The sequence below is a fragment of the Terrilactibacillus tamarindi genome (assembly GCF_009718825.1).
Classification (GTDB): Bacteria; Bacillota; Bacilli; order Bacillales; family Sporolactobacillaceae; genus Terrilactibacillus; species Terrilactibacillus tamarindi.
Map to the genome: position 1 here is coordinate 87031 of NZ_WNHB01000013.1, position 12199 is coordinate 99229.

14 protein-coding genes are annotated in these 12199 nt (G+C 36.4%); 7 read left to right on the top strand and 7 right to left on the bottom strand.

What is annotated here, in order from left to right; translation table 11 throughout:
• Position 1: 1 nt before the first annotated feature.
• The 3 genes from atzF to GMB86_RS09405 all read left to right on the top strand — a co-directional run bounded on the left by atzF (position 2) and on the right by GMB86_RS09405 (position 2680).
• Complete coding sequence (gene atzF / locus GMB86_RS09395; protein ID WP_155218969.1) at positions 2-1795, top strand: allophanate hydrolase; 1794 nt, start codon at positions 2-4, stop codon at positions 1793-1795.
• A gap of 305 nt (positions 1796-2100) precedes the next feature.
• Complete coding sequence (locus GMB86_RS09400; protein ID WP_155218971.1) at positions 2101-2415, top strand: AbrB/MazE/SpoVT family DNA-binding domain-containing protein; 315 nt, start codon at positions 2101-2103, stop codon at positions 2413-2415.
• A gap of 85 nt (positions 2416-2500) precedes the next feature.
• Positions 2501-2680 (top strand): hypothetical protein, encoded by a 180-nt coding sequence (locus GMB86_RS09405; RefSeq protein WP_196220180.1) that lies wholly within the window; start codon positions 2501-2503, stop codon positions 2678-2680.
• A 107-nt stretch (positions 2681-2787) separates the two neighbouring features.
• Here the strand turns inward: GMB86_RS09405 and GMB86_RS09410 are convergent, their stop codons facing one another.
• The 7 genes from GMB86_RS09410 to GMB86_RS09435 all read right to left on the bottom strand — a co-directional run bounded on the left by GMB86_RS09410 (position 2788) and on the right by GMB86_RS09435 (position 8028).
• Positions 2788-3222, bottom strand: coding sequence for a hypothetical protein (locus tag GMB86_RS09410; RefSeq protein WP_155218973.1), 435 nt, complete (start codon positions 3220-3222; stop codon positions 2788-2790).
• Positions 3161-3565 (bottom strand): hypothetical protein, encoded by a 405-nt coding sequence (locus GMB86_RS15530; RefSeq protein WP_196220181.1) that lies wholly within the window; start codon positions 3563-3565, stop codon positions 3161-3163. Before GMB86_RS15530 ends, GMB86_RS09410 begins: the two co-directional genes overlap by 62 nt.
• Before the next feature lie 344 nt (positions 3566-3909).
• Positions 3910-4566, bottom strand: coding sequence for an ABC transporter permease (locus tag GMB86_RS09415; RefSeq protein ID WP_155218975.1), 657 nt, complete (start codon positions 4564-4566; stop codon positions 3910-3912).
• Between the two features lie 16 nt (positions 4567-4582).
• Complete coding sequence (locus GMB86_RS09420; RefSeq protein ID WP_155218977.1) at positions 4583-5500, bottom strand: osmoprotectant ABC transporter substrate-binding protein; 918 nt, start codon at positions 5498-5500, stop codon at positions 4583-4585.
• Positions 5501-5520: 20 nt separating this feature from the next.
• On the bottom strand, positions 5521-6174 hold the full coding sequence (locus GMB86_RS09425; protein WP_155218979.1) for an ABC transporter permease: 654 nt from the start codon (positions 6172-6174) through the stop codon (positions 5521-5523).
• Positions 6175-6195: 21 nt separating this feature from the next.
• Positions 6196-7347, bottom strand: a complete 1152-nt coding sequence (locus GMB86_RS09430; RefSeq protein ID WP_155218981.1) for a betaine/proline/choline family ABC transporter ATP-binding protein — start codon at positions 7345-7347, stop codon at positions 6196-6198.
• A gap of 18 nt (positions 7348-7365) precedes the next feature.
• Entirely contained in the window at positions 7366-8028 is a 663-nt protein-coding gene (locus GMB86_RS09435) for a TetR/AcrR family transcriptional regulator (RefSeq protein ID WP_155218983.1), read from the bottom strand.
• Positions 8029-8733: 705 nt separating this feature from the next.
• On the opposite strand from GMB86_RS09435, the gene GMB86_RS09440 reads away from it, so the two are divergent.
• From GMB86_RS09440 to GMB86_RS09455, 4 genes are all read left to right on the top strand, one after another.
• Entirely contained in the window at positions 8734-9585 is an 852-nt protein-coding gene (locus GMB86_RS09440) for a HipA domain-containing protein (RefSeq protein ID WP_155218985.1), read from the top strand.
• A complete protein-coding gene (locus GMB86_RS09445; RefSeq protein WP_155218987.1) occupies positions 9586-10335 on the top strand; it encodes an HIRAN domain-containing protein in 750 nt (249 codons plus the stop codon). It begins immediately after the preceding gene.
• Positions 10336-10667: 332 nt separating this feature from the next.
• Entirely contained in the window at positions 10668-11846 is a 1179-nt protein-coding gene (locus GMB86_RS09450; protein ID WP_196220182.1) for a DUF4062 domain-containing protein, read from the top strand.
• On the top strand, positions 11839-12018 hold the full coding sequence (locus GMB86_RS09455; protein ID WP_155218992.1) for a hypothetical protein: 180 nt from the start codon (positions 11839-11841) through the stop codon (positions 12016-12018). Before GMB86_RS09450 ends, GMB86_RS09455 begins: the two co-directional genes overlap by 8 nt.
• The last annotated feature ends 181 nt before the right edge of the window (positions 12019-12199 follow it).

Consider the following 12199-nt stretch of genomic DNA (forward strand, 5'->3'; position numbering starts at 1 on the left):
CATGAAAACAACCCATATACCTGATGTATTGTCCGTTCAAAGTTTAAGAGAGATGTATCTAAAAAAGGAGCTAACTCCAAAAGAAGTCATTGAAGTTATCATTCAACGTTCAAAGCAAGACGAACCTATGAATATTTGGATTACACCACCTGACTTGGCTTTTATCCAACCTTATTTAGATGGTTTATCCAATATTGATATTGAACAAGCCCCATTATGGGGGATCCCGTTTGCGATAAAAGATAATATCGATCTAGCTGGCATTCCGACAACAGCAGGATGCCCCGATTATGCTTTTACACCTTCTGAGCATGCCACCGTGGTTAAACATCTTATTGAGGCTGGAGCGATTCCAGTAGGTAAGACAAACTTGGATCAATTTGCAACAGGTCTTGTAGGAACAAGAAGCCCTTATGGCGAAACGCACAACGCTCTCAAAGATGAAATGATAAGTGGTGGATCAAGCGCTGGTTCCCCAGTAGCTGTAGCACGAGGTCAAGCCGCATTTTCATTAGGTACAGACACAGCGGGTTCAGGAAGAGTTCCCGCTGCATTAAATCGATTGGTAGGATTCAAACCTTCCTTAGGCGCTTGGTCAACCAAAGGCGTTGTTCCTGCTTGTGCCAGTCTTGATTGCGTAACGGTATTTTCTCATAATATTGAAGATGCAAAAATAGTCGACCAAGTTGTAAGAAAATATGATGATCAAAATCCTTGGTCTAAAGATATTCCTAAACCTTCACCCAAACTGCCTAAAAAAGTTTGTTTACCAAAATCACCTCTTCGCTTTTTTGGCCCATATGGCAACCAATACAAAGAAGCTTGGGATAAAAGCTTGGAAAGAATTAAATCATGGGGTTTACCTATTGAGTGGATTGATAATCAACTTTTTTCCAATGTAGCCAAGTTACTTTACGAAGGCCCTTTCGTTGCCGAACGATGGGCAGATTTAGGAACTTTTGTTGACAGTCATCCTGGGAGCACCTTCCCTGTTACCGAAAAAGTCCTAAAGTCAGGAGCCAATGAAACTTTTACTGCTTCTTTACTATTTGATACCATGCATAAATTGAAGCAATATCAACTTCAAGTGAAAAAACGCCTATCTGATGCTGTCTTCATCACACCGACGGCAGGAGGCACATGGTCTAGAGAGCAAGTCCGGAAAGATCCCATTCAAACGAATAGTGATATGGGTGAATATACGAATCATTGTAATCTCCTCGATCTTTGTGCGATCTCTGTTCCGTTTGAGGATGCGGCTAAAGATATACCATTCGGTGTGACTTTCTTCGCTCTTTCAGAACATGAAGATTTTATTCTAGGATTGGCGGAGAAAAGCCAAGCTCATTCAACTAGAATAAAAGAGAGCCCAGCATACAAAGAATTAGCAACGACTAATGACAGTGTCCTATTAGCTGTCTGCGGATTGCATATGAGAGGACTCCCACTGGAGCATCAATTAAATGAACACCGTGCAACCTTTATTTATAAAACAGAAACAGCCAAAAAATATCGCATGTTTAAACTCCCTACGAATCCACCTAAACCTGGGTTAATCAAAACAGAGCAGGAAGGTTCTTCAATTCAAGTAGAACTCTGGGAATGTCCTACTGAAACATTTGGTGCTTTTGTAGCCGCCATACCAGCGCCACTTGGCATTGGAAAAATTGAACTTAAAGACGGTTCTGAAGTCCAAGGCTTTATATGTGAACCTTATGCAACTGAAGAAGCCGAGGATATTTCAAATCTAGGCGGGTGGCGGGAGTACTTAGGTCAACCCATGAATTTTATTTAAATAAAAAGTATAAATAGATTAGTTGTTTATTCTGTAGGTTTCTGTCATCGAATTATTTAAACGCAGGGTCACTCTTCATAATGAGAGTGATCCTGCGTTTTAATTTGATTAAGCTAAAGGTGGTGGTGGTCTTTCTAAAGCTAATGAATTCTCTTTCCCATAACTTTTGGGTCCTAGTCACCGCCCGAATTATATGAAACATCATTTAAAAATGAAATATATTAGTCATCTTATTTTATTATTTATTCCTTATTATTAAGCTCGTAAGCATATAATGAATGTAAAAACTTGAAAGAAGGGATAAAATGAAGGAACGTCTATCTATCCGTAAACGTGGTCAAGTGACTTTGCCAAAATCCATTATGGAACAATTCAAGTTGGAAGAAGGGGACACGTTAGAATTATCTATTAATGGAAACGGAGAAATTACGGTTGTTCCAATGGTTCAGATTCCAGCAAATCAACGTTGGTTTTGGTCGGATGAGTGGCAGAAAGAAGAACGTGAGGCTGAGGAAGATATTAAAGCTGGACGTGTGAAGTCTTTTGATAATATAGATGAAGCGATTAATTGGCTTGACAGTGATGAAGCTGAAGAATGGTCCGATGGGAAGAAACAATGAAACTGGAATTTACAAAACCATCTGTATGGAAGTATAAAAAGCTAGAGCCTCCTTCCCAAAAAAATCAAAAAGGGCTTTAGTAATTATGGAAAATGATTTTTTACATTCTTCCTTACGAGTTAAAAAAATGAGAGGATATTACAATCCGAATGTTTGGGAAGCAAGCGCCAATATAGATTTACGAATCACGTTTGAAATTGAAAAGCCGGATAAAATCATTTTACGAAATTGCGGCCATCATGATGAAACTTTAGGAAACCCTTAATAGTAAAGGGATTATTCAATGAAGGCTTTTTGAAAAACCCTTTATTACATATCCCAAAAAAATCATCACTTTTTTTATTTGGTTCCACACTCCCTAACAAGATATAACTATTTTGCTCGGATTTTAATATTAATAACATTTTTATTTTTCATAACTCTCGGGAAATGAGTATAACGCTTTGGCAGTGAGTAATCGTTGTTTAAATACTTCCAATATATTTTCCATGCCTGTTTTTCATCGACTATTTTGTTAAACCACTCAAAGGCATAACTCTTCTTCATATCCAATGAATAGCCTAGTTTTACATAACCTTCAAATAATTTAAACTTTTCCTTGGTTAATTTATTGTTCTCTCTGAATGTTAATTTATAAAGAAAATCATGATAGTCTTTTAATATTGAACTTTGACAAATCGTATTAACAAGGCCTTGTTTTCTATGTTTAATAGCTAATTCTTTGTAATGATCAGGAACCCTCGTATCAACGATAAACTTTAGGATATCTTTCTCTGCAATTAATTTCTTCGGCCATTTTTTTAACATTCTCATTCGTCTTTTCGAGTGCATACATAATATACTCGTAATTAACCATGAAATATACTTTTTCTTTAAAACATGATCGCAAAAAAGTAAAACACCACTCAAGTTCGGTGATATTATTGTTGATAACAAAACAAGGGACCTTTTTATTAGGAGAAAGAACCTTTAATGAGTTGTATGCATTAATGCCTTGTATCAGTAAGAGTTCATTAGCTGAATTCCGATACAAACGCATTAAAGGACCATCCGTATTTTTTGCCAAACGGTAGTCTTTCTTTGCAGTCTTATCTGAAGGAAGGTAATGATGGAGAACCTTGATATCATTAGCTGCGAACCATTCGGACACCTTCATCAACTCCGATTTTCCTTATTGTTAAAGGATATGAGATGAGTAGATCGTCCTATACACGAAATAATAGCTAAAATATTGGAGTTGGTGTCGATCAATAGATTTACTACAAATTGAAAGTACCAAGATTCTTCATCCATCGAATGGAGAGAAGGGTGAATTTAGAGAGGGAATTAGGCATCTATGTGCGGGTTATTAATATTGGGATTAGTAACATAAAGAATGTCAAAAGACACACTCTGACAATAATAAAAATAACGCCAAGACAATGCTATTTTTCATACATTGACTTGGCGTTTTCATTATAAATTCAAAGTCTATATACTCTCTATCTCAATATTTTATCTTAAATGTTTATGATTGGCAGGTGACAGGGCTCTTTCCAGCCAGCCCATTAAAAAGTCGGCGAGTACAGCCATTAAAGCTGTTGGAATCGCACCAGCTAGGATAATCGCTGTTCCGTTGGAGATGTTCGTTCCGCGTACGATAATATCCCCAAGACCGCCGGCTCCAATGAAGGTACCGATGGTCGCAATTCCGATGGCGATAACAAGCGCTGTTCTAAGGCCTGCCATGATAACTGACAGTGACAATGGCAACTCGACCATTTTCAGCACTTGCATGCGCGTCATTCCCATTGCATGTCCCGCTTCGAGAAGTGTTCGATCTACTTCTGTAATCCCCGTATAGGTGTTCTTAACGATCGGGAGCAAGGAATACAAGAATAATGATAAAACAAGTGTATTCGTTCCAAGACCCATGACAAGCATTAATACAGCGAGCATCGCAAGGGCTGGAATTGTTTGAATAACGTTCACAAGGGACATCACCCAGGGGCTAAGTCTTGAGTATTTTGCGATGAGAATACCAATCGGTATACCTATAATGGCGGCAAAAAGAACACCATAGGCCGACATAAGGAAGTGCCTGTAAATCTCTGCCCAAACATAGGCCGCATTCTGCGAGTAATAATTCATCAATTTTGTTAAAATATCCATTCGTTAACGCACCTCCTTACTCATTCTCAAAGTAATTGTGTTTTTCTACGAATTCTTTAGCAATGGTACTTGGTTCCTTTGATTCCACATCTGCTTGGTAATTGAGATCAAGGACGGTATCTGAATCAATTTTTCCGACAAGTTTCTGTAACACCTTATCAAGTTCTGGGTGCTTCTTCAATAAGTCATAGCCAATAACCGGTGAAGCATCATAAGGCGGGAAGAAATGTTTATCATCATCAAGCAACTTTAAATTATACAATTTCAATCGTGCATCCGTAGAATAGGCAAGAACGGCATCCATTTTCTTATTTGCTAAAGCTGTATAGACGAGACCAATTTGCATGGGAAACACACTATCAAACTTAAATCCAAATGTTTTTGTAAATGGCTCATAACCGACACCTTCACGGTTAATCCAGCTATTATCCACGCCAAACTTATATTTAGGTGCATATGGTTTTAAATCAGATATTTTGTTTAAGTTTTTACTTTTTGCTTCTTCACCCCGTACGGCTACGGCATAGGTATTCGCAAAACCGTAAGAATCATACCATTTCTGATTGAACTGTTTTTTGAATTCTCGTTGAACGATCTCAAGGGCTTCTTTTGGATCTTTGATAAGATCTAAACCTAATGCACCGGATATATCCGTTCCCGTATATCTGACAGCTGAAATGTCAATATCCCCATTGATGTTTGCTTTATTCATAACGACGGATGAACCGAGGTTTGTGATGACTTCAGCGTTTAAATCTGTATAATGTTCAATCATATACTTTTGAATATAACCAATGGTTTGTGTTTCTGATGTCGTAACCGTTCCAATCTTCACAGTGTTCTCCGATGAACCGCTTAGTCCAGGCAGAGCACAGCCAGAGAGCATAAGAACCGTCATCATACAAAGAAGAAGGGGCTTCATTAATGTCTTCATGTCTGTATATCTCCTTTTTATTAAGCTAGTTCACTTTGCTTTGATGTTGTTGTTGGTGTTAATTTTCGTTCCAATAATCCGAGTGTCCAATCCGCAAGAAGAGCGAGTATCGTCGATGGAATCGCACCTGCTAGAATGAGTTCTGGCATATAAAGGTTTAAACCATCAAAGATAAAATCACCGAGTCCTCCAGCTCCAACGAAAGAAGCGAGTGTTGCCCAGCCAATGAGATAGACGGTGGAAATACGAATTCCTGCCATGATTACTGGAACAGCAAGTGGAAGTTCAATCTTGTAAATAAGCTGCCAGCTCGTCATTCCCATTCCCCGGCCAGCTTCCAAGAGATTCTGATCAGTATTTTTTATACTAATGTACGTGTTTCTTAGGATAGGTAACATAGAATAACAAAATAAAGCAATAATGGCTGGCAATTTCCCTACACCTAAAATAGGAATAAAGAAGGCGAGGATCGCCAGACTGGGCAAGGTTTGAATAACACTGACAATACGTATGACTGTCTCAGCCGCTTTTTTGAAGCGTGTAAGAGCTACACCGAGAGGTACGGCAACGATGATACCGAGTAGAACAGCTGTAATTGAAATAAATAAATGTTCCCAAGTCTTGTATAACAGTGTTGTTCCTTGATCATTTAGAAATTGTATCATAGCGTTCAAAATCATCATCTCCTTTCTCTGTTATTGAAGTGTTGTCAGTTCCTCTTCCGATTCCTCTTCACCCCAGATGGAATCATAGACGAGATCCGCTAGGGTTGCACGAGTAACAATTCCTTTTAACTTATTGTTCTCATCAACAACAGGTACATATTTTGTATGGCGTTTTAACATTTTTTGAATGGTATCTCGTATTAAACTATTTTCTTTCACTTTGTATAGCTCTGTTTCGACAATTTCAGATACTGTGGTTGATTTTTTCCTATTTTGCTCAATATCTTCAACGTCGATATATCCTTCCAAATGATGCTCATGATCAATAACAAGTAGAGAATCCACACGTTTTTCTTTCATTTGCTTAATTGCCGTTGAAAGGGTTTCTTCTTTATGAATCGTCGCGGGGACTTTATTCATAATTTGTCCCACTTTTGTAACACCTGGCTTCGTTTGGATAAGCCGATCTTTACCGATAAAGTTCTCAACAAATTCATTGGCAGGATTGCGTAAGATTTCATCTGGAGTATCGACTTGAACAATTTCACCATCACGCATAATAACAATACGGTCAGCCAGTTTAATGGCTTCATCCATATCGTGTGTGACGAATACGATTGTTTTTCCCAGACGTTGTTGAAGATCCTTAAATTCCTCCTGGAGACCATCACGCGTTATAGGGTCCAATGCTCCAAATGGCTCATCCATTAAGATTAATGGCGGGTTGGAAGCAAGTGCACGCAAAACACCAATCCGTTGCTGCTGACCACCGCTTAATTCCTGCGGATAGCGATCTAAATAATCTTTGGATAAGTGTACAAGTTCAATGAGTTCTTCCGCACGTGCCTTTCTTTTTTCTTTCGGCCATTGAAGTAATTTAGGTACAAGCGTAATGTTTTCTCCTATTGTCATATGAGGAAATAAACCGATTTGCTGGATAACATAACCAATGTCACGACGAAGTTTAACTTTCGGTTGGTCCATAATATCCTTACCTTCAATTAAAATATGACCTTCTGATGGCTCAATCAATCGATTAATCATCTTCATGGTTGTCGTTTTTCCGCAACCACTTGGACCAATAATACAAATAAATTCCCCTTTATTGATATTCAAATTTAGCGAATTAACCGCTTTTTTTGTTTTACCGTAGACTTTTGAAACATTTTTAAATGTTAGCATGCTTTGCCCTCCATGATTTTAAAAGTTAAAGTTATCAACATGTCGTACAATTTCTGAAATATACATCATCGTTTTTTTCATTGCCTTTTCTGGGTCAATGTTTTTCCGATGATTGAGAATATTACTGAACATGCCTTGCCAGATTAGAATCGTTAGTTCGTTTATGGCATCAACTTTATCCTCTGTGATTCCTCCTTCTTCAAGTACCATTTGAAGAACCGATTTTCCGCGTTTCTCAATATTTCTTTCAAATAGTATAGGTACCAATTCATCTGGAACTTTAATTAAATCCCTTGGAAATTTTTCATAATAATGCTCAAGCATATGCTCAAGGTTTTCGCCTAAATCCATCATAAAAATAGTGTAAAAAATTTGGGGATTCTCAAAAGAATGCTTGCAAATGCATTCCCATGCAAGCAAGTATTTTTCTTTTGGCTTATCTGCTTTTTGCATATAAATAGCTACGTCTTTTGTATAGTCTTTTAATAGGGTCATACAAGCGAAAAAGATAAGATGTGACGCTTCGGAAAAGTAGTTATAAATCGTTGCACTATTGTAACCTACTTTATCTGCAACTTTTCTTATGGTTACTTTCTCTACTCCCTCTTCTTGTATCACGTCTGCAGTCGCTTCAACAAACAGTTTCCATATACGGCTTTTTTTTATCTCTTTATTGTTCATCAGCCATTCTCCTCAACCATATAAAATAATTTTTCATCGAAGATTTCAAATGCTTCTGCATAACGTTCCTATTCGGATCTTTCAGCCAACATTCAAATACTTAAAAGGTGCAAATACGTCTTTAAATAACAATTTTTATCACGCCTTAACGGCAAGTAAAGACCCCACCTCAAGATTCTGATTATTCAAAGAGGATAGGTGGGGGATCAACTGCCCGTAAAGGTCCGATTGGTTCAGCTAACCATCAGTGGGGGATGAAGTAAACCCCACTGATGGAAGTTTCACTTTATCTTGCACAATAATGGTATTGTTTATGATATTTACGTTTGACAGTTTGCATTTTCACCTTGTTATTTAGGGATAGACTATTCCAAATGATGATGACCCATTTTGCTTCGGTTTCCTAACCATTGATAATATAATCGCTGTTAAAAAAATAATCATGATTATAAAAAGTATAACATAAGACAGATTTAGCGCAAATTAGATGGGGGTCAGGCACCGCAAAAGGACACTATTTGCCCAACTGTACATGTCATATAGACATAGTGAGATGCGTGGTACGCTGTCACTATCCGAAGTTTGTCGGCGTGTTCGGAATGCCTGTCTCCAACCTTTAATACAAAAAGAACGCCAAGACAATGCTATGTTTCATACATTGACTTGGCGTTTCCATTTTAAGACACTTTATCCTTCGGCAAGGTCTTGACAATCGCGTTCGGTAGCTGCGTAACAAATTGGAAGGTTGATGAAAATAAGCAAGTTTCGGGAACTAGAGCGAAATATTGGTTGATCCATCCTGAGACAGAACAGCGTTTTCTGTTTAAAATTCCAAAAGCGAATACTGGAGAAGCCTGGGCAGAAAAAATTGCATCTGAAATAGGAAAAGCCATGGGGCTTTCTATAATGGATGTAAATTTAGCAAGGAGAGATAACACAGTAGCTGTCTTAGCAGCAAATTTTATAGATAAGCAGGAAGAGTTATTTGAAGGTGGAGACCTTTTTTTTAATGTTGCTGATGACTTTGATCGCTATAATCTAAAGTATTATGATATCTTCAATATCATGAAAGTTCTATCTGAATTTAAACTTGAACGTCACTTTATAAAAATCCCTGTATTTGATGCATTTATCGGAAATCAGGATAGACATTGTGATAATTGGGGTATAATATATGGGAGAGATGGTTATCGACTAGCACCTATTTATGATAGTGGTGCATCATTAGGATTTCAATTAAAGGAAGACAGAATTAATTTAATGTTCAAAGATATAAACATGTTCAAGGCTTTTAGCAACCGTAGTTTTTCTTTAATTGGCTTGCCAGATAAAAAGAAACCACGATATCTGGATTTGTTGACTGTTATTAGAAAATACTATCCTACAGAAGTGCAAGAGGCATTGCACTTACTTAATATTATAGATGAGGATTTACTCGAAGGAATAATGAAGTCCATACCAGAGGAAGTTATGAGTTTAACTTATAAAATGTGGGTTAAAAAGTTACTGTTTTATCGTAAAAACTGGTTGTTAAGTTGGTATAAAGGAAGTGTTTAAATGGTAAAGAAACCTTATGTCTTATGGTTAATTTGGCAAAATCAAGAGACTAGACAACGCTACCATGTAGGTAATTTATTTCATGAAGATGGAAAATATACTTTTTCCTATGAGTTGAGTGGAAGGCGCCGAACTTTATTTGAAGCGATGGAAAATGGATATCAGCCTCATTTGTCATTTCGTAATATAGAAAAGTCATATGTTTCTAACCGCTTGTTCGGACCATTTGCACGCAGATTACCGGATAAAAGAAGGCCAGACTTTAAAGAAATCTTAAAAGATTTTGCTCTGCCTCTAGACTATACAGAAATGGATTTATTACGCGCGACAGGTGGACGCTTGGCTACTGATCCATATGAGTTTGTAGCTCCTATTAGTGTTTTAGGTGACCATTTCCATTTTGATTTTTTTGTTGCCGGTTGGCGTTACTATGAAGGAGATAAAATAGAAAATCAATTACAGGCAGAGTCTCATGTAACTTTTGAGTTAGAGCCTTTAAATGACGAGGATAACAAAGCAGTAATTGTATTATCGGGTAAAAAAGGATACAAGCTAGGATATATTCCGGCATTTTATAGTGGATTTATGTTTGACGTTATTAGAAATAAAGATATTTATGAAGCGAAAATTGAGAAGATCAACCCTTACGCAAAACCACAATTAAAAGTTAATATTTCAATTGTTGGTCGGTTAAAAAAGGGTTATTATACTACAAGTCATGAAGATGTTGAACCAGTACAATATGTCTAACAAAATTAAAGAATAGCTCACTACCTATAAAAAGAGTGGTGGGCTGTTTTAGTTTTTGATTGCCTTCTACCATCCCGAATTAAGGTTGGGAAAATTCAATTCAATCATTGAGGTTTTTTACTGAATTAGGTTATTTATCTACATTTCTATACTTGTAATTAAATAAACATTGAAAACCGTAATATAATACAAAAAAATAGAAAATATACATAAATTAGCTTGACAACTTATATATTCTAGATTAAGATAAAAAACAAGAACATATGTTCCTTTATTTGGCGGTTTTAACGATAAATGAATGGATATTTGCTCAGTTAAAGAGGGGGAATACTATGCCAAATCCAGCAAAGATATTTATCAGTTCCGCATATGACAAAGACTTAATCCCTATGAGAAGGGGCTTAAAAAAGGAATTAGAAGATGCAGGGCATAGCGTTTTAATGTTTGAAGACAATTTTTACCCTTGGAATCCTAATTTTATGAAGACATGTTTGCAAAAGGTAATAGAATCAAATATCTTTATCTTACTATTAAATGCAAATGAGGGTACATATTGGGAAGAACATAAATGTACCCCGACATATCAGGAGTTTCGAACAGCTGTAAAAGAAGGTAAATATATCATTGCTTTTTTAGATACAGAAATAAAAAATATGTATGAAGAGCATATAAAGGCAGATCTTATTAAGAGATATGATGGATATGTTGATCAAAATCATCGTAAACCAGATTACACAATGGATTTAGTCAATTGTGTAATTGAAAATGATCTTGGAAATAGGCAGAGAGAAAAGGTGCTACACATTCATCCTTTTGTTTGGGCTTTTATCTTTGATGTGCAAGCAGAGAACATATGGACAGAAGAACTCGTATTAGTGGAATCTGAAGCCGCTTACCGAAAGATAAAAGGCTATCTTAGTGATAGTTTAGGTGAAGGTATCAAACTTGTTCCGATGAAAGAAAATATTTATGAAAATGCAATAGCTGCAGAAGAATTTGCTACTTATCAAGATTATACTATTACTTTGCTATCTTATATGGATAATGGAACAATAACAAATTGGACAGAATTCTTAGAAGCAGGTATTAAGCCGTTAATGGGAGACAAGATATATCAACGTCCGGGAACTGTGTTGGCAGAGGAGATTGGACATTTTGAACACTGTACGGCATTAACTGTCTATAAATTAATAGATGATACAATGAAACTTTGCGGAAGCTATGGTGCTAAAACTCCAACAACAGGATATGCATTAACTAATGAAGATTCATATGTTATAGAGACCTTTCTTCAGAAGAGTGATGTCATAGGCTATTCTAAAGAAAAGAATTTACTTTATTATACTTTGAATATCAAGGATTATGTATTATGTTTCCATTACCCTTTGGATGATACATGGAATGAAGTTAAAGTTGAAGCATTTAAAAATGAAATAAGTTGTGCTATAATCAAGACAACTCTATTTACAGATTTTTTAGCTGATTTGATAGGAGGTATTCGTTATGTCTGATAATAAGAAGAATTATGATAATGGAAATGTAATTCTTGTGGCCTCTGAACCTTCAAAATTAAGTGGTAGATATACAAAAGATAAAATGAAGCAACTTAGGGTTTCCAGTCAAGTTGTTTTAAAAGCATTGAATGAAATAAACGATACTTATCCCCATAGGTCAAGCAGGTAACTACTTAAGTAATATAAGATTCTTCATTCTGTATTGTGTAATGTGTAAGATATTGCCTGAGAAGTAGTATAGTAATACATAACTTGTTGCGCCATACAACCAGCGACACGTTATTTATTACTTGGTGATAATACTCACTATGCCATATAATCAGTGGTGCGTATTATTAATACCAGAAAAA

What these genes read in the sequence shown, in the direction of transcription:
- atzF (WP_155218969.1), top strand. Translation starts at nt 2, where the DNA reads ATGAAAACAACCCATATACCTGATGTATTGTCCGTTCAAAGTTTAAGA.
- GMB86_RS09405 (WP_196220180.1), top strand. Translation starts at nt 2,501, where the DNA reads ATGGAAAATGATTTTTTACATTCTTCCTTACGAGTTAAAAAAATGAGA.
- GMB86_RS09410 (WP_155218973.1), bottom strand. Translation starts at nt 3,222, where the DNA reads ATGTTAAAAAAATGGCCGAAGAAATTAATTGCAGAGAAAGATATCCTA.
- GMB86_RS09435 (WP_155218983.1), bottom strand. Translation starts at nt 8,028, where the DNA reads ATGAACAATAAAGAGATAAAAAAAAGCCGTATATGGAAACTGTTTGTT.
- GMB86_RS09445 (WP_155218987.1), top strand. Translation starts at nt 9,586, where the DNA reads ATGGTAAAGAAACCTTATGTCTTATGGTTAATTTGGCAAAATCAAGAG.
- GMB86_RS09430 (WP_155218981.1), bottom strand. Translation starts at nt 7,347, where the DNA reads ATGCTAACATTTAAAAATGTTTCAAAAGTCTACGGTAAAACAAAAAAA.
- GMB86_RS09420 (WP_155218977.1), bottom strand. Translation starts at nt 5,500, where the DNA reads ATGAAGACATTAATGAAGCCCCTTCTTCTTTGTATGATGACGGTTCTT.
- GMB86_RS09400 (WP_155218971.1), top strand. Translation starts at nt 2,101, where the DNA reads ATGAAGGAACGTCTATCTATCCGTAAACGTGGTCAAGTGACTTTGCCA.
- GMB86_RS09450 (WP_196220182.1), top strand. Translation starts at nt 10,668, where the DNA reads ATGCCAAATCCAGCAAAGATATTTATCAGTTCCGCATATGACAAAGAC.
- GMB86_RS09455 (WP_155218992.1), top strand. Translation starts at nt 11,839, where the DNA reads ATGTCTGATAATAAGAAGAATTATGATAATGGAAATGTAATTCTTGTG.
- GMB86_RS09415 (WP_155218975.1), bottom strand. Translation starts at nt 4,566, where the DNA reads ATGGATATTTTAACAAAATTGATGAATTATTACTCGCAGAATGCGGCC.